Annotated in this window: 13 protein-coding genes; 6 read left to right on the top strand and 7 right to left on the bottom strand. The window is 41.6% G+C overall.

The features are described 5' to 3' along the window. Nucleotides 1-158 precede the first annotated feature (158 nt). Nucleotides 159-5,036: a RecQ family ATP-dependent DNA helicase gene (locus BQ7997_RS21930; RefSeq protein ID WP_073348047.1), complete on the top strand. Its 4,878-nt coding sequence runs from the start codon at nucleotides 159-161 to the stop codon at nucleotides 5,034-5,036. A gap of 174 nt (nucleotides 5,037-5,210) precedes the next feature. On the opposite strand, the gene dnaK is transcribed toward BQ7997_RS21930, so the two are convergent. Both dnaK and BQ7997_RS21920 read right to left on the bottom strand, forming a co-directional pair. Further along, nucleotides 5,211-7,127 (bottom strand): molecular chaperone DnaK, encoded by a 1,917-nt coding sequence (dnaK, locus tag BQ7997_RS21925; RefSeq protein ID WP_073348046.1) that lies wholly within the window; start codon nucleotides 7,125-7,127, stop codon nucleotides 5,211-5,213. Nucleotides 7,128-7,453: 326 nt separating this feature from the next. Then, nucleotides 7,454-8,242, bottom strand: coding sequence for an META domain-containing protein (locus tag BQ7997_RS21920; RefSeq protein WP_073348045.1), 789 nt, complete (start codon nucleotides 8,240-8,242; stop codon nucleotides 7,454-7,456). A gap of 143 nt (nucleotides 8,243-8,385) precedes the next feature. Here BQ7997_RS21920 and BQ7997_RS21915 point away from each other — a divergent pair, with 143 nt between their 5' ends. The 4 genes from BQ7997_RS21915 (at nucleotide 8,386) to recA (ending at nucleotide 12,499) form a co-directional block, all read left to right on the top strand. Beyond that, nucleotides 8,386-9,669 carry a hypothetical protein gene (locus tag BQ7997_RS21915; protein ID WP_073348044.1) on the top strand — a complete coding sequence of 428 codons (1,284 nt, stop codon included), beginning with the start codon at nucleotides 8,386-8,388 and terminating at the stop codon, nucleotides 9,667-9,669. Nucleotides 9,670-9,766: 97 nt separating this feature from the next. After that, entirely contained in the window at nucleotides 9,767-10,960 is a 1,194-nt protein-coding gene (locus BQ7997_RS21910; RefSeq protein WP_022136868.1) for a saccharopine dehydrogenase family protein, read from the top strand. A 22-nt stretch (nucleotides 10,961-10,982) separates the two neighbouring features. Then, the gene (gene bcp, locus BQ7997_RS21905) at nucleotides 10,983-11,438 is read left to right on the top strand and encodes a thioredoxin-dependent thiol peroxidase (RefSeq protein WP_073348043.1); all 456 of its coding nucleotides are present in this window, start codon (nucleotides 10,983-10,985) and stop codon (nucleotides 11,436-11,438) included. A gap of 23 nt (nucleotides 11,439-11,461) precedes the next feature. Further along, on the top strand, nucleotides 11,462-12,499 hold the full coding sequence (recA, locus tag BQ7997_RS21900) for a recombinase RecA (RefSeq protein ID WP_044655992.1): 1,038 nt from the start codon (nucleotides 11,462-11,464) through the stop codon (nucleotides 12,497-12,499). Nucleotides 12,500-12,619: 120 nt separating this feature from the next. On the opposite strand, the gene BQ7997_RS21895 is transcribed toward recA, so the two are convergent. From BQ7997_RS21895 to BQ7997_RS21885, 3 genes are all read right to left on the bottom strand, one after another. Continuing rightward, nucleotides 12,620-13,612, bottom strand: a complete 993-nt coding sequence (locus tag BQ7997_RS21895) for a YeiH family protein (protein ID WP_073348042.1) — start codon at nucleotides 13,610-13,612, stop codon at nucleotides 12,620-12,622. Between the two features lie 119 nt (nucleotides 13,613-13,731). After that, nucleotides 13,732-14,106 carry a YccF domain-containing protein gene (locus tag BQ7997_RS21890; RefSeq protein ID WP_022137764.1) on the bottom strand — a complete coding sequence of 125 codons (375 nt, stop codon included), beginning with the start codon at nucleotides 14,104-14,106 and terminating at the stop codon, nucleotides 13,732-13,734. Between the two features lie 15 nt (nucleotides 14,107-14,121). Next, the gene (locus BQ7997_RS21885; RefSeq protein ID WP_073348041.1) at nucleotides 14,122-14,541 is read right to left on the bottom strand and encodes a DUF1810 domain-containing protein; all 420 of its coding nucleotides are present in this window, start codon (nucleotides 14,539-14,541) and stop codon (nucleotides 14,122-14,124) included. Nucleotides 14,542-15,040: 499 nt separating this feature from the next. Between BQ7997_RS21885 and BQ7997_RS21880 the strand changes: the two genes are divergently transcribed. Further along, a complete protein-coding gene (locus BQ7997_RS21880) occupies nucleotides 15,041-15,685 on the top strand; it encodes an HU family DNA-binding protein (RefSeq protein WP_073348040.1) in 645 nt (214 codons plus the stop codon). 216 nt (nucleotides 15,686-15,901) lie between these two features. Here the strand turns inward: BQ7997_RS21880 and BQ7997_RS21875 are convergent, their stop codons facing one another. Beyond that, a complete protein-coding gene (locus BQ7997_RS21875) occupies nucleotides 15,902-16,798 on the bottom strand; it encodes a LysR family transcriptional regulator (RefSeq protein ID WP_044656511.1) in 897 nt (298 codons plus the stop codon). A gap of 54 nt (nucleotides 16,799-16,852) precedes the next feature. After that, nucleotides 16,853-17,437: a DUF6621 family protein gene (locus BQ7997_RS21870; protein ID WP_073348039.1), complete on the bottom strand. Its 585-nt coding sequence runs from the start codon at nucleotides 17,435-17,437 to the stop codon at nucleotides 16,853-16,855. Nucleotides 17,438-17,468: the final 31 nt, after the last annotated feature.

Here is a 17,468-nt window from a genome sequence, read left to right as displayed (position 1 = left end):
TAAACACATAAAAGTCATAAGAAAACAGTAAATTTAACAAATTATTCGGTTTTATCCTTATCTTTGTATGTGATTGTGCGGGTTATTATATCTGAATAAGAATACACCACAGATACATAATAAATTCAAATTATAAAACAACTTATTATATTGAACGTATGTCAATATGGAGCCGACTCATAGGAATCAAGAAAACTGAAGACACAAATAATGTCATCAGTAATAAAATTACATCTGTACCATATGATGCCCCACGCTATGCCATAGTAGATGTAGAGATTGGTTTGAAAGATCGTAAAATTCATGATATCGGAGCACTCCGCCATGACGGCGCAACATATCATAAAACTTCGAAAGAGGAACTGTTTGAATTTCTTAATGATACAGACTATATCTGCGGACACAATATCATTCATCATGATGCCAAATATCTGTTCACCAATAAAACATGCCACTGGATTTTAGTCGATACACTTTATGTCTCGCCTTTATTGTTTCCGGAACGCCCTTACCATAGGCTGGTAAAAGATGACAAACTGATAAGTGAGCAAATGAACAATCCGGTGAATGATTGCGAAAAAGCAAAAGATCTTCTACTGGACGAAATAGCCCGTTGGAATTCGTTGCCGGACGAAAAACGCAAGCTGTTTGCATCATTGCTGAAAGACCAAAAAGAATTTGAAGGATTTCTCAGTATGGCAGGTGCGAAATTTATAAACGAAGGGGTGTCCGAGCTCATAAGAAATCTTTATGTGGGAAAAATCTGCCAACACGCCGACCTTGACATGCTCATTGCGCAACATCCATGCGAATTGGCATACGCATTGGCTCTAATAGACACTACCGACCATCGCTCCATTACTCCCGGATGGGTACTTCACAATTACCCCGAAGTGGAATTTGTCATGAAACTTCTGCGTCATACCAGTTGTAGCGAAAGCTGTGTTTACTGCAATACCCGGCTGGATGTACTCCATAACTTAAAAGCCTTCTTTGGATATGACCACTTCCGCACCTATGAAGGCGAACCGCTTCAAGAACAAGCCGCCCAAGCAGCTGTAAAAAGCAAGTCATTGTTGGCAATATTCCCTACCGGCGGTGGAAAATCACTTACCTTTCAATTACCTGCACTCATGGCAGGCCGTTCCGTGCATGGACTTACGGTTGTTATTTCACCATTGCAGTCGCTAATGAAAGATCAGGTAGACAATCTTGCCGATAGAGGTATTACTGATGCTGTAACCATCAATGGCCTTTTAGACCCTATCACAAGAGCATTGTCTATACAAAGAGTACAAGACGGGGAAGCTTCACTTTTATATATATCTCCCGAAATGCTCCGCTCAAAAACCATTGAGAAAATCTTGATGGCACGTCATGTCGTGAGATTTGTAATAGACGAAGCACACTGCTTTTCTTCATGGGGACAGGATTTCAGGGTTGATTATCTCTATATAGGTAAATTCATCCGTGAATACCAACAAAAGAAAAAATGCAAGAATCCGATACTTGTATCCTGCTTCACTGCTACGGCAAAGCAGAAGGTAGTACAAGACATCTGTGACTACTTCAAACAGACACTGAATTTAGACTTGGAATTGTTTGCATCAACGGCTTCAAGAACAAATCTGCGTTATTCCGTCATACATGCCGAAAGTGATAATGATAAATACTTAAAACTGAGGGGACTTGTGGCTGAATCCGATTGCCCGACAATCGTTTACGTATCACGCACTAAACGTACAAAAGAACTGGCAGACAGATTGACCCGTGACGGTTATAAGGCATTACCTTTCAATGGCAAGATGGAAGCTGACGAAAAGATTGCAAACCAAGACGCATTCATGAATGATCAGGTACGCATCATCGTGGCAACGTCAGCTTTCGGCATGGGAGTCGACAAGAAAGATGTCGGTCTTGTGGTACATTATGATATTTCCGACTCATTGGAAAATTATGTTCAGGAAGCAGGCAGAGCCGGTCGTGACCCCAATCTCAGCGCACGGTGCTATGTACTTTATAGTGACAATGACCTGGATAAGCATTTTATACTGTTGAACCAGACAAAGCTAAGTATCAGCGAAATTCAACAGGTGTGGAAAGCAATAAAAGACCTTACCAGACAACGCACGAAAGTCAGCTGTTCCGCATTGGAAATTGCCCGGCAAGCAGGTTGGGACGATTCGGTATCCGATATTGAAACTCGTGTGCGGACAGCTTTGGCAGCTTTGGAACAAAGTGGATATCTGGTAAGAGGAAACAATGTGCCTCATGTATATGCCACAGGTATCACAGTAAAGAACATGGATGAAGCAAGAGAGCGCATATCAGCGTCACTATTATTTGGCAGTGATGAAATAGAGAAGGCTGTCCGAATCATCAAATCACTGATTTCTCAAAAACATATTACCAAAGCCCAAGATTCAGAAGCTGAATCACGAATTGATTATCTGGCAGATATATTGGGGATAAGCAAACGTGAAGTCATATCTGCCGTAGAACGAATGAGGCAGGAAGGCATATTGGCAGACAGTAAAGATATATCCGCCTATCTGCTGGATGTAGGCGACTCGGAACGAAAATCACGGACACTACTCGAACGTTTTGCGAAACTTGAACAATACATCCTCAGCCATATTCCTGACGAATCTTTGCGGATATCATGCAAACAACTGAATGACAATGCTGTGAACGACGGAATTAATGCATCCAAAGAAAAAGATATCCGGACACTACTCTACTTCCTCACGGTCAAGGGATATATTCGCAAGAAAGAAGATGCAGGCCACAATATGGAAATCAGTCGTCAGGCAGACTCGGAATCAATCATCAGGCGTTTTGAAAAGCGATTGGAAATCAGTCGTTTTACTGTGGAATGGCTATATAAGTTGTCTGCTGATGTGGACAAGGGGAGTTCCCCAAACAAAGCCGTTCAATTTTCTGTGGTAGAACTTCTAAATCAAATAAAGTCAAGCCCCCAATCCCTTTTTAGCGGACTTGATAACCTGCAGTTGGAAGAAGTAGAAGAGGCACTTCTGTATCTGTCGAAAATAGGCGCACTCAAACTCGAAGGCGGCTTCTTAGTTCTTTATAACGCCATGAATATACAAAGAATAAAAGACAACAAATCGAGGTATAAGCAGGATGACTACCGGATGCTTAACGAATTCTACAAGCAGAAGATCCAGCAAGTTCATATTGTAGGCGAATATGCCAATTTGATGGTAAAGGATTACAATACAGCTTTACAGTATGTTCAAGACTATTTCCAAATGGACTACAAAAAGTTTGTCACAAAATATTTCAAAGAAGAAAGAGTCAGCGAAATACAACGTAACTTGACTCCACAGAAATACAAGCAATTATTTGGTCAGTTGTCCAAACGCCAAATGGAAATTATTTCTGATAAAGAGTCACGTTGCATCGTTGTCGCGGCAGGTCCCGGCAGTGGAAAAACACGGGTATTGGTACATAAGCTTGCATCACTTTTACTGCTCGAAGATGTAAAACACGAACAACTTCTGATGTTAACGTTTTCAAGGGCAGCCGCTACGGAATTCAAGCAGAGACTCATGGAACTGATAGGCAATGCCGCCCACTTTGTCGAAATAAAGACATTTCACTCCTATTGTTTTGACCTTTTGGGTCGGATAGGTAACCTTGAGGCTGCAAAGAACGTTGTTTCAAAGGCGGCCGAGATGATCGACCAAGGAGAAGTGGAGCCGAACAAAATCGGAAAAACGGTACTGGTCATAGACGAAGCTCAGGACATGAGTGCTGAGGAATATGCACTCGTGAAGGCTCTTATGACCAAAAACGAAGAGATGCGTGTGATAGCGGTAGGCGACGATGACCAAAACATCTATGATTTCCGTGGATCCGATTCCAGATATATGTACCAGTTGACACAAGAATCCGGAAGCAAGTTTATTGAAATGACTGAGAATTATCGTAGTGCTCATCATCCGGTTAATTTCGCGAACGAATTTGTGCGAGGTATCAGTAAAAGGATGAAAAGTACGCCAATTATCTCAATGAGAGAAGAAGATGGTTGGGTTGAGGTAACACGCCATCAATCAAAGTATATGTATCAGCCACTCGTTGAGGAATTGGTTCACTACCGGAAGAACGACGGCACTTCATGTGTGCTCACCCAGACAAACGAAGAAGCTGTAATTCTGGTAGCTCTTTTGCGAAAATATGGCATAAACAGCAAGTTAATACAATCTATGGATGGTTTCCTTTTTTGGAACATGGCCGAGATGAGATATTTCTTGAGGTATATAGACAAACGAGTGAAGACACCCTTAATTCCGGAAGAATTATGGGAAGCTGCCAAACATACAACCTTTTCCACTTATGACAAAAGTCAAAGTTTGGCATATGTAAAGCATTGCGTACAACTGTTTGAGCAGACCAATAAAACTAAATATTTTAGTGACTTCAAAGAGTTTGTATTTGAGTCATCAGTGGAAGATTTCTGTGATGTTTCAGGTACTGATGTTGTGGTATCGACTATCCATAAAGCTAAGGGCAGAGAATTTGATGACGTATATATGCTCATATCTGACAACTATTCGAAAGATGCCCATTTGATGCGTCGGTACTATGTGGGAATGACCCGTGCAAAAAATCGACTGTTTGTGCATACGAACGGCGATTGTTTCAGTCATTTGAGAACAGACCAGTATTATATCAGTAAAAAAGAGTATGCAATGCCCGAAGAAATAGTCCTGCAACTCTCTTATAAAGATGTCTATTTGGGATTTTTCAAAGAACTTAAGCAAGAAGTATTAGCATTGAAAGGTGGAGATCCTTTAAATTACAACAATTTCGTTTTATATAATACGCAGACCAACAAACCGGTAGCAAAGTTGTCACAAAACATGCAGACCACATTGTCGGAATGGCAAGAAAAAGGTTATAAAGTGAAATCTGCATCTGTTCGGTTCGTTGTGGCATGGAAAGCTAAGGATGCACCGAAAAACGAACCGGAAACGGCTGTCTTGCTAGCAGATCTGGTTCTTTCCATATAACTTAAGATATATGATTTTTTTTCGTAATTCAACGGGGGAGTTTTTCTATAAAGGAAACGGTAATGGAGTGATGTAGGATTGAAAAATCCGCAAATAAACATAAACGCAAAAAGCGTGCAACTCATTGAGCTGCACGCTTTTGCTTATTGTTTATTATCTGTTTCCTTATCGGAATCATTTGACTTCCTCGAAGTCAGCATCCTGAACATTATCTCCATGCTTGCTATCGTCTTGTTGACCAGCACCACCATTCATATCAGGGCCAGCCTGTGCACCACCTTGGGCACCACCGCCTTGAGCATACATTTCAGCACCTGCAGCCTGAAAAGCTGTATTTACCTCTGCCATAGCAGCATCAATAGCAGCCAAATCCTGAGCCTTGTGAGCATCTTTCAGTTTCTGCAAAGCAGCTTCAATCGGAGCTTTCTTATCAGCAGGCAACTTATCACCTAATTCCTTCAACTGATTTTCAGTCTGGAAGATTACGCTGTCAGCCTGGTTCAGCTTATCAATCTTTTCACGTTCTTTCTTATCTGCTTCAGCATTAGCTTCAGCTTCAGCCTTCATCTTTTCGATTTCTTCCTTACTCAAACCGCTGGATGCTTCGATACGGATAGCCTGTTCCTTACCGGTAGCCTTATCCTTGGCAGAGACTTTCAAGATACCATTAGCGTCGATATCGAATGTAACCTCAATCTGAGGAACACCACGACGAGCCGGAGCAATACCTGACAAGTTGAACTGACCGATTGATTTATTCTGAGCAGCCATCGGACGTTCTCCCTGCAATACATGGATAGTAACCTCACTCTGATTATCGGCAGCAGTAGAGAATGTTTCACTCTTACGAGCCGGAATTGTAGTGTTAGCGTCGATCAACTTAGTCATTACACCACCCAGTGTTTCGATACCCATTGATAACGGAGTTACATCCAACAATACCACACCCTTGATTTCGTCTGTCAAAACAGCACCTTGTACAGCAGCACCAATAGCTACCACTTCATCCGGATTCACACCTTTGGAAGGAGCCTTACCGAAGAAATCTTCTACCAATTTCTGTACAGCCGGAATACGTGAAGAACCACCGACAAGGATTACTTCGTCAATATCAGCGTTGTTCAAACCTGCATCACTCATTGCTTTCTTACAAGGTTCAAGACAAGCCTGAATCAAGCTGTGAGCCAAAGATTCGAATTTAGCACGAGTCAAAGTCTTCACCAAGTGCTTGGGCACACCACCTACCGGCATAATATACGGCAAGTTGATTTCTGTACTTGCGGAAGAAGAAAGTTCAATCTTAGCTTTTTCAGCAGCTTCTTTCAAACGTTGCAAAGCCATCGGATCCTGAGTCAGGTCAGCACCTTCGTCATTCTTGAATTCCTGTACCAGCCAGTTGATGATTACCTGGTCGAAATCATCACCACCAAGGTGAGTATCACCATTTGTAGAAAGCACTTCAAATACACCACCACCAAATTCGAGGATAGAGATATCGAATGTACCACCACCAAGGTCGAATACGGCAATCTTCATATCTTTGTGAGCCTTGTCCAGACCATATGCAAGAGCAGCGGCTGTCGGTTCGTTTACAATACGTTTTACTTCCAGACCGGCAATCTGTCCGGCTTCTTTTGTGGCCTGACGTTGAGAGTCAGAGAAATAAGCAGGAACTGTAATAACAGCTTCTGTCACTTCCTGTCCCAAATAATCTTCAGCAGTCTTCTTCATCTTCTGAAGAATCATTGCAGAGATTTCCTGCGGAGTGTACAGACGTCCGTCGATGTCAACACGCGGAGTATTGTTGTCACCTTTCACTACTTTATAAGGAACACGAGTCACTTCTTTTTGTACCTGATCCCAATTTTCACCCATGAAACGTTTGATAGAGAAAATCGTACGTGTCGGGTTGGTAATAGCCTGACGTTTGGCAGGATCACCTACTTTACGTTCGCCACCATCTACAAAAGCAACTATTGAAGGAGTCGTACGCTTACCTTCGCTGTTTGCGATTACTACCGGTTCGTTACCTTCAAATACAGAAACACAAGAGTTTGTTGTTCCTAAGTCAATACCAATAATTTTTCCCATGATCGTTATTTTTTTATTTATTATTATTCAATGATTTCTTTTTGTCCGGTTGTTTCTCCGCTCCTATTGCAGAGCTTCGTCCCGAACGGACGCTTATTAAAAAGCAAACCGTGTGCCAAAAGGAAATTATACGAATGCATGACATAATATCTGCCAAAAAGACAGTTTTAATAAATAAACACTGCTGACATAGTCACGTCCGGACTCAATCAGCAACTGCTTCATAAAACAAATGCAGACGGCTTCGGTTCAATGCAGGAAAAAAAATATGCCTGTGTCGTCATATTCGACACAGGCATACCTTAATATATACTATTCTTATTTTATTACTTCTCCAAAACAAGCACCAATGCATTGTTGGCATCATACAAACCGATACCACCACCGGACAATACATCAAATGATTTCACCTCATTCATCGCTTTCAGAATCTTGCCTTCCGTTTCCATATCCGGACAAGCCATCATCGTGCTTACCACTCTCGCGAAAGAAATGGATTTGGCATTATTTGTATTGGTTTCAAAACCGCCATTTATCATATTACATCCGGCATTACCATGAATCATCTTTTCCTTCACATCAAAAGTGATGAAAGGTTGCTTCTCCATACCGGAAGGAATTGCTTCGCCATTCACTTCCTTCACTTTCCATTCTCCGTTCAATACCGACAATTTCACATCAGCCTCCTTTTTTTCCAAAGTTATAACCGGACGATTGGACGCATTGCAAAGATACAGTTTGTCTTTGCCGGCTTTCTTATATCCTTTCACTTGTGCAAGAGCACCCAATACATTTCTCTCTGTTGTCATATCCGGACACATCATCCGAGTGCTGCCCATTGCGCCGAGTTCAAGGCTTCCCGGTTTCGCGTTTACGTCGAAGCTACCCATCATACGGTTGCAACCGCTGCTACCGGATACGCGCCCCGTTGCGGTATCAAAAGCAATAAAAGGAAGTGTTCTACTTTCGCCCGAAGTAACTTTCGAGCCATTGATTTCTATGATATTCCACTCACCATTGATAGATGACAAAGGGATCGCCTTCTCAACCGAACGGCATGAAGACATTGCAAGCGCCGCACCGGCAATGCAAATTGAAACTAATACTTTATTCATATGTTATAACGTTTAAGTTAAATTGGGGGCAAAGATATCAAAAAGATTGGAAAATAATATCCAATACAATATAAAATATATACATTTGCCATTGAATGTACAACAAACGAACAATTTACATAGTTCACAAAAAGTAAATAAATATGAGAATCATCGCTCTTTTTCTGTTTTTTTTCTGTTGTGGTACGTCTCCTGTCACAGCACAAAACGATTATATTGTCACCACCCCTTCCACTCAGGAAATTCCCGAAAGTGAAGAAGAGCAATTTATCAAAAGTAACTTCCCATTGCAACTTTTGTGCAAGTGGACGCCCGGAATGAAATTTATGTTCGCTCCATCTTCACGGGATATGTTCCTGCCTACACTTTCTAACTATGATACCGACAAGGGGGTAGATAATAGTTTGCTGAAACACAAAATCCTCACTTTCACCGGAACTGAAGAAAAAGCCCAAAACATATCAAACAGCACCAATTATTCCACCCGTTTCATTTTCGAATGTGAAGGAGAAAAATATTACTATGACATAAAAAATATGCGACTGGATGAAATTTGCGAGAAAGCTCCCCGCGCATGCGTCAATGGATTAGTCTATTTGAAAGATGTAGATACGGCAAAGAACCTGTTAATAGGAAAAACAATCTATATTCAATCCGAAAGCGTGCGTGTAGATGATATTAATAATTATTCCGGTTATCGGGATGTAGCCATTCCTGCCAATACGGAAGCTACAATAACCGCCGTCGGAGTCGGTAATCAGACATATCCTGTGAAAATCATATTTAAGGATGCACAAGGACATTCTTACTATCTCGAAGTCGCACTCTCACGAACCAACTCAGGCATGGATCTGAATGACTTTCAAGGCGAAAAGAGAATGAAATATTTTTCGAATGCGATCAGCTTCACGAATAAAAACTCTGATAATATCGAAGGACTGAAAAACAAATATCTGGGACGAACCGTTTATCCTAAAAAGATATTGCCTGCTAAAAGGGTGGTTTCCCTTGAAGGCAAGCAGACGGAATCACGTGTTCATTTGCCCCGGTATACGGTTCTGAATATCAAAGACATTAATTTGGCTCCATCAGGCAGTCTGAGTGTTCTGTCATTGGAAGACAAAGCCGGAGTCTTCTATGAACTGGAAGCTGACTTGAAATATGATGTTATTGTCAGAAATGCGAATTATATCGAGGATCTTTTCGGATTTGAAGATATACAGAAAAAATATCCGGGCATCACTGAAAAGCGTTGGCAGCTCATCTCCCGCGGTGAGTTGGAAACAGGTATGAGCACTGATGAATGCCGTCTGTCCATCGGTGATCCGGTAGAAATCGAGTTGAAAAAAGATAATCGTTTTGAAACTTGGTTCTACAATGGCAAAACGCTGGAATTTGAGAACGGTACCTTACGGCGATACAAATAAAAAGGAGTACCGACGAATGATTATCTGAAAATAATCACGTATATTTGCTCCATAAACAATTCTTATATTCTTAATTTTTAATTCGCAATTTAAAGAAATGGGTAGAGTTCTTATTATTGGTGCAGGCGGTGTTGGCACTGTCGTTGCGCACAAAGTGGCACAAAATGCCGATGTATTTACAGATATTATGATTGCCAGCCGTACAAAAGAGAAATGCGACAAAATCGTCGAGGCAATAGGTAATCCCAATATAAAGACAGCAAAAGTCGACGCAGACAATGTGGACGAACTGGTAGCCTTGTTCAACGATTTCAAACCGGAAATGGTGATTAATGTTGCTCTTCCCTATCAGGACTTGACTATCATGGAAGCTTGTCTGAAAGCCGGAGTGAACTATCTGGACACTGCCAATTATGAGCCGAAAGATGAAGCTCACTTTGAATATAGCTGGCAATGGGCTTACCATGAACGTTTCAAGGAAGCCGGCCTGACAGCTATCCTCGGTTGTGGATTCGATCCGGGAGTCAGTGGTATCTATACAGCTTATGCGGCCAAGCATTATTTTGACGAAATCCAATATCTGGATATCGTAGACTGTAATGCCGGAAATCATCATAAGGCATTCGCCACTAACTTCAATCCGGAAATCAATATCCGCGAAATTACGCAGAACGGACGTTATTATGAAAACGGCAAGTGGATAACTACCGGCCCGTTGGAAATTCATAAAGACCTGACTTATCCGAATATCGGTCCCCGTGACTCCTATCTTCTTTATCACGAAGAACTGGAATCATTAGTGAAGAATTTCCCGACTATCAAACGCGCCCGCTTCTGGATGACTTTCGGACAGGAATACTTGACTCACTTACGTGTCATCCAGAATATCGGTATGGCCCGTATTGATGAAGTTGATTATAACGGAGTGAAGATTGTTCCCTTGCAATTCTTGAAAGCTGTATTGCCTAACCCGCAAGATTTGGGTGAGAACTATGAAGGCGAAACTTCCATCGGTTGTCGTATCCGCGGTCTGAAAGACGGTAAAGAACGTACTTACTATGTTTACAATAATTGCAGCCATCAGGAAGCATACAAGGAAACGGGTATGCAGGGAGTAAGCTACACCACCGGAGTTCCGGCAATGATCGGAGCCATGATGTTCTTCAAGGGAGAATGGAAACGTCCGGGTGTAAACAATGTAGAAGAGTTCAATCCGGATCCGTTTATGGAACAACTGAACAAGCAGGGTTTGCCATGGCATGAAGTAATCGATCAGGATTTGGAATTGTAAGACATTCATTAAAAAGGAAGTCATGATTAACGTTGGAGATAAAGCACCGGAAGTATTAGGCATCAATGAAAAAGGTGAGGAAATCCGTCTGAGTGCTTACAAAGGAAAAAAGATTGTGTTGTATTTCTATCCGAAGGACAGCACATCGGGTTGTACGGCGCAAGCGTGCAATCTGCGTGATAATTATTCCGATCTGCGCAAGGCCGGTTACGAAGTGATCGGTGTCAGCGTAGACAATGAAAAGTCGCATCAGAAATTTATCGAGAAGAACAACCTTCCTTTCACCCTGATTGCCGATACTGACAAGAAGTTGGTAGAGGAGTTTGGCGTGTGGGGAGAAAAGAAACTGTACGGACGTGCATATATGGGTACTTTCCGCACTACTTTCCTGATTAACGAAGAAGGAATCGTAGAACGGATCATCACTCCGAAAGAAGTGAAGACCAAAGAACATGCCTCACAGATTTTAAACCAATAAATCCATTAATTATAGAATAAGGTATGGCAAAGAAAGACGAACTTAATTTTGAAACAGATAATAAAATGGCATCAAGCGAAAAACTAAAAGCCTTACAGGCTGCCATGGAAAAGATAGAAAAGAGCTTCGGTAAAGGTTCTATCATGAAAATGGGTGACGATAGTGTTGAACAGGTAGAAGTGATCCCGACAGGCTCTATCGCCTTGAACGTGGCGCTCGGCGTAGGTGGTTACCCAAGAGGCAGGATAATCGAAATATATGGCCCGGAATCTTCCGGTAAAACGACATTGGCTATCCATGCCATTGCCGAAGCTCAAAAGGCCGGCGGTATCGCCGCTTTCATTGATGCAGAACATGCTTTCGACCGTTTCTATGCTTCCAAACTGGGCGTGAACATTGACGACTTGTATATATCCCAACCGGATAATGGCGAACAGGCATTGGAAATTGCAGAACAGTTGATCCGTTCTTCCGCTATTGACATTATTGTTATTGACTCGGTTGCCGCATTGACTCCTAAAGCGGAGATCGAAGGTGATATGGGCGACAATAAGGTAGGTTTGCAAGCGCGTTTGATGTCGCAGGCATTACGTAAGTTGACCGGTACAGTCAGCAAGACACGTACAACTTGTATCTTCATCAACCAGTTGCGTGAAAAGATCGGTGTTATGTTCGGTAATCCGGAAACAACTACCGGGGGTAATGCACTGAAATTCTATGCTTCCGTACGTATAGACATTCGTGGTAGCCAACCTATCAAGGATGGCGAAGAAATTCTGGGTAAACTGACTAAAGTGAAAGTTGTGAAGAATAAAGTGGCTCCTCCTTTCCGGAAAGCAGAATTCGACATTATGTTCGGTGAAGGTATCTCCCACTCCGGAGAAATCATCGACTTGGGTGCCGACTTGGGAATCATCAAGAAGAGCGGCTCATGGTATAGCTACAACGATACCAAGTTGGGACAGGGACGTGACGCAGCCAAACAATGCATCGCTGACAACCCCGAACTTGCCGAGGAACTGGAAGGACTTATCTTCGAGAAATTGAAGAAAAAAGAATAACGGGATTCTGTCATCTTTTTAAGACAGGGCTGTATCCCAAAAGAAGTGGGAGAATATCGCATGACACGGATATTCTCCCACTTTTCTCTATATATATGTGTATTTATGTGTGCCTCTTCTTTATACGAAATAAATATAAGCCAACGTACTCAAGCTAATCACTACCCAAAGCAGAACTCCCTGAACTAATGGCTTAACTCCGACTGCTCTTAACACATCAATAGAAAGAGAAGCACCGATAAAGAACATAGTAATCGTCAATGTCTTACGGGCAATTCCGTTGATTGCTGCTCCCAATTGCGGCACTCCGCCAAGCAAGTAAGTATTTACCACCATCGCCAATACAAAGAAGAAGATAAACCAGGGAATACTGATTTTCTGTCCTTTGCTCTTAAAGATAAACGAAGTGGCAAAAGCCATAGGAATTATCCAAAGCGCACGGGTCAGCTTGATAGTGGTAGCCACTTTCAAGGCTTCTTCGCCATACGCAGCACCTGCACCGACAACCGAACTTGTATCGTGAATGGCAATCGCCGCCCATGTTCCGAACTGCTGTTGATCCATATTCAAAGCATGACCAATCATCGGGAAGATAAAGAGTGCGATTGCGTTCAGGATAAAAATAGTGCCCAGTGCAACAGACATTTCACTATCCTTCGCTCTCAGCACCGGCCCTACTGCCGCAATGGCGCTACCACCACAGATAGCAGTTCCCGAACTGATAAGATAAGCGGTATTCCGGTCTATCTTGAATAACTTACGTCCGATAAACCAACCAATCACTAAAGTACCGATAACAGAAATTACAGTAAACTCCATACCTTCCTTACCGGAAGCCAAAGCCGAATGAAGGTTCATTCCGAAACCCAGTCCGACAACTGAATATTGTAATAAATATTTAGATGTTTTCTTATTAAACTTCGGATGTGCCTGTCCACAAGTCAATGCAAAAATAAGTCCAAGAAACAAAGCAACCGGTGGAGTCACCCATGCCGACCATGCTTCCAATCCCGGAATATAATCTAAAAACAGAAAGAAAGTCAAAGTAGAAAGTAACGCGACATAAATTGTCTTGTTGTTTGTCTGCAACGTTTTTGTAGCTGTTGAAATCATATAATTTTATCTTTAATTGTTTTCGGGGTGCAAAGGTACGGGAAACAATCAAGACATACCAATAGTTTCTAATTATGCATTATAACTTTTGGTTATAGACAACCTACTTTGGACTATTTTCATACAGTTACGATATCCTTTCCGAAAGGCGACAATGCTAATGCAGCCAGCTTAAAGTGTTGTAAGCCAAAAGGAATACCAATAATAGTTATACACAGAACCACCCCAAAAACTAAATGCGACAAACAAATCCAAATGCCACCCACGAATATCCATATCACGTTCATTAATATATAAAGACAACCACTGGAACGACTTCCGCTTCTCACCTCTTTACCAAAAGGCCACAAAGCAAGTCCTGCCAATTTCAACGTTTGCATTCCAAAAGGAATGCCGATAATAGTAATCATCATCAATATACTTGAAATAAGGTATTCTACTGCCGTGAAAATACCACCAAGCAACAACCATAAAAGGTTCATCAAACAGCCCATAACAATAACTTTTTATTATTTATCCAATATTCTTTTTGTCATCTCATCCGTTTCGCTCCGATAATATTGTTCTATCACCTGCTGAAACAAACCGTCAGGAGCAACCTCATTAAAAAGCGTCATGCACGAAAGTACCTTCATCGCATCCAACGCGCCGAAAACGTCCTGCGCCGTCTTACCTTTCAATTGCAGAAAAGCCGATGTTATTTCTCTTAGTCTTTCACCCAGAATCGGATGCGCCCAATATGCTTCAGCTTCTTCCTTGCCACTGATTCCATAATACTGTGAATTATAGCTCATTCCCAACCCTTTCAGTTGAGGAAATATATACCAAATCCAATGAGAATATTTCCGCCCGTTTCTGACTTCTGTAAGGGCACGTTCATAGTCGCCTTGTTGGGCGTCAAGAAACCGTTGTAAATTATAGTCTCCCATATCAAATCATCAATTTTCTTCTGTTTGCTTTATATTGATATATTTTATTGCTTTAACGCATAAACGACTAACAAATATACACTTTTTCCGGAGATAAACAGAGGTATTACACACTCTTTTTTCGAAGATAACTCCTCTTTCTGTGTAATCTTGGCATCCTTTATTAAACATATACCTCTCTTCTCCACATCTATTACTACTTCTCGCCCAGTCTATTAACAAATAACTTCCACTTTATTAATCATAAACTTACTTTTATCAAATAGAAAACTTATCTTTGTCTAATCATAAACTATAAATGCAAGCTTTGATTATAAAAACGCAAGTTTCATTTTTATAATTGCAAGCTTTATTTATAAAAACAGAACTTCCATTTATAGTTTATGATTAATCAAAAGGAACTTCAGGATTAGGAGAAAAGAAGTTTGCACTTAATGCAGAGGAAGTTTTCTCTTAATAGACAAGCCCCCATCTATTAATACTTTAAACCAAAGAATGTATGGCACGTTACATCATGGAAGAGATGCCCGATCTCCAAAAAACAGGCAAAAGAATTACTTATCCCAGATTTGCACGGATAGACAATGCAAGTCTAAAAGAATTGGCGCAACGGGTGGGCGATGTAAGCGGTTTTAGTGCCGGAGACATAGAAGGCGTACTGCTTCAGACAGGCATCGAAATGGCACGTCTGATGGCAGAAGGACGCTCGGTAAAAATAGACGGGATAGGGACATTTACCCCGTCGCTTACCTTGGGCAGGGATAAGGAACGGGAAGACGCAGAAGAAGGTGGAACACATCGTAATGCACAGAGCATCTTTATAGGTGGTGTTAATTTCCGTGCAGATAGGACGATGATAAGAAACATCAGCGAAAGATGCCGGTTGGAAAGAGCACCTTGGAAACGGCAACGTTCTTCGGAGAAATTCACACCGGAGCAACGATTGGCGTTAGCAATAAAGTACCTTGACGAGAATCCTTTCCTTACTGTATGGGAATACCGCAAACTGACCGGATTGCTTCAAACTGCTGCTACCAATGAATTGAGACAATGGGGACACCAGCCTGATTCAGGAATAGAAATAGCCGGCAGAGGTGTCCATAGAGTATATATAAAGAAAAAAATAGTAGAAGAAGGGCAATAGAAAAAAGCAATAACAGTATGAGAAATGATGAGAAAGGGTATGAGAAACAACCTTTTCAAGGCTATTTTCTCTTTAAAATGATGAGAAATGCATTTCCGTGAAAGCATTTCTCATACAGTAGTTCATTGGTTAGAAGACTGTTGACTAAAATTTATGAGAATATGAGAAATACTTTTTCCATTTCTTGTGTAGAGCAACAGGGAGCCTGAACCTGAATTATAAATTTTTGCTGTGATGTCCCGCAAACCGCATGAAGACCTGGGACAATCCTCCCTCCTGCCCTTGCAGTTGTACGAAATTAAATTCGCGCTGCATGGGCATCCCTTTTATTTCAATCACGCGCAGATTGCCCGCTACGAGTTCTTTATGTACGGAACGGATTGAAACAATCCCCATACAATCAGCATGTTCGATGAAAAGTTTGATGCTTTCCGTACTGCCGAGATACATCATAACATTCAAAGAGGACAGTTTCAGATTATGTTGCGACAAAGCACGCTCGAATACATCCAACGTCCCTGATCCTCTTTCACGCAGGACTAATGGAATATTCAGCAAGTCTTCCGGACTTATTTCATCCTGAATATTCAGTTTGGTATGTGCATGTACCACTGCCACAAGTTCGTCTTGCAGGAATGAAGTATATTTTAAGTTAGGAAGACGGAAGATACCCTCTACCAAACCCAAATCTATCCGATGCTCCTGCAAAGCTGTTTCCACTCCACGGGAATTTCCATTAATCAGGGAAAGGTTGACTTGTGGAAACTTAGCGATGAAATTTCCCAATAAGGGCGGTAAGACATATTGAGCAATTGTAGTACTGGCTCCCAATTTCAATTCGCCGATATATTCGTTGTGAAGCAAATGCATTTCATATTCCAACTGTTTGTAGTCATCCAGAATCTTCTCACTATGCTTCAATAGCAACTCACCGGCATCGGTCAAGGAGATTTTACTTCCCTGACGCTCGAATAAGCGAGCCTGATAATAAGTCTCCAATTCCTGAATATGCTTGGTAATAGCAGGTTGGCTGACAAACAGCTCTTGCGAAGCCTTCGTAAAACTCAAGTTCTTCGCCACACTCTGAAACACTTTTAAACGAAAATCGGACATGGGGCTAAATTTTAAGTATTAAGCATTAGATATCAAGCATCGGGCATGGGGCTATCAAAGTTCATCAGCTCTAATTCCTAATGCCTGCATGACGGGGAAAGCCAACATATCCCATTTATACGCTAACGGAGCATCCGGCTCGTTCATCCGGAACTGAATAACTTCCTTGCCTTTTATCTCATTCAACGCATCAGTCACCCTCTTTCCATACTCTTCATTGAATGAAACCACAATCATTCTTTTCACGTCAGCCGAATCGGCAACGATGGACAACAAATCAAGAAACAAATCTTCTCTTGTCACCATTCCTTCCGAAGGAACACTTGCAAATGAATACTCACCATAAGGGCTTTGAAAAGCAACCCCGTTCAGTTCCTTCTCCAAATCGGAAGGCTGGCAATACACAAGCCGCTCCGAGTCCTTATCGTAAACAAAAAGAAATTGCACTTCATTTTTTCCTTCTGTAATCCCTGCATCCAATGTCAGATAAGTAGTCAGTATCGAAAGGTCTATCTCTTGCAGAGAACGCCGCAAGGTCTTTTCAAAATATCCCTTCATATCTGTAATTACAAAGTTCAGAAAAGCCGCATCAATCAACACTACTGTCTCAGACAGTTTTATTTGAGGTTTATCGTTCATACCTTATTCTTAATATTATTACAGCCGATAA

The sequence above is a fragment of the Bacteroides congonensis genome (assembly GCF_900130125.1).
GTDB lineage: Bacteria > Bacteroidota > Bacteroidia > Bacteroidales > Bacteroidaceae > Bacteroides > Bacteroides congonensis.
The sequence above is the reverse complement of the archived record's forward strand: the minus strand, read 5'-3'. Positions and strand labels throughout refer to the sequence as shown.

What these genes read in the sequence shown, in the direction of transcription:
- BQ7997_RS21930 (WP_073348047.1), top strand. Translation starts at nt 159, where the DNA reads ATGTCAATATGGAGCCGACTCATAGGAATCAAGAAAACTGAAGACACA.
- dnaK (WP_073348046.1), bottom strand. Translation starts at nt 7,127, where the DNA reads ATGGGAAAAATTATTGGTATTGACTTAGGAACAACAAACTCTTGTGTT.
- BQ7997_RS21920 (WP_073348045.1), bottom strand. Translation starts at nt 8,242, where the DNA reads ATGAATAAAGTATTAGTTTCAATTTGCATTGCCGGTGCGGCGCTTGCA.
- BQ7997_RS21915 (WP_073348044.1), top strand. Translation starts at nt 8,386, where the DNA reads ATGAGAATCATCGCTCTTTTTCTGTTTTTTTTCTGTTGTGGTACGTCT.
- BQ7997_RS21910 (WP_022136868.1), top strand. Translation starts at nt 9,767, where the DNA reads ATGGGTAGAGTTCTTATTATTGGTGCAGGCGGTGTTGGCACTGTCGTT.
- bcp (WP_073348043.1), top strand. Translation starts at nt 10,983, where the DNA reads ATGATTAACGTTGGAGATAAAGCACCGGAAGTATTAGGCATCAATGAA.
- recA (WP_044655992.1), top strand. Translation starts at nt 11,462, where the DNA reads ATGGCAAAGAAAGACGAACTTAATTTTGAAACAGATAATAAAATGGCA.
- BQ7997_RS21895 (WP_073348042.1), bottom strand. Translation starts at nt 13,612, where the DNA reads ATGATTTCAACAGCTACAAAAACGTTGCAGACAAACAACAAGACAATT.
- BQ7997_RS21890 (WP_022137764.1), bottom strand. Translation starts at nt 14,106, where the DNA reads ATGGGCTGTTTGATGAACCTTTTATGGTTGTTGCTTGGTGGTATTTTC.
- BQ7997_RS21885 (WP_073348041.1), bottom strand. Translation starts at nt 14,541, where the DNA reads ATGGGAGACTATAATTTACAACGGTTTCTTGACGCCCAACAAGGCGAC.
- BQ7997_RS21880 (WP_073348040.1), top strand. Translation starts at nt 15,041, where the DNA reads ATGGCACGTTACATCATGGAAGAGATGCCCGATCTCCAAAAAACAGGC.
- BQ7997_RS21875 (WP_044656511.1), bottom strand. Translation starts at nt 16,798, where the DNA reads ATGTCCGATTTTCGTTTAAAAGTGTTTCAGAGTGTGGCGAAGAACTTG.
- BQ7997_RS21870 (WP_073348039.1), bottom strand. Translation starts at nt 17,437, where the DNA reads ATGAACGATAAACCTCAAATAAAACTGTCTGAGACAGTAGTGTTGATT.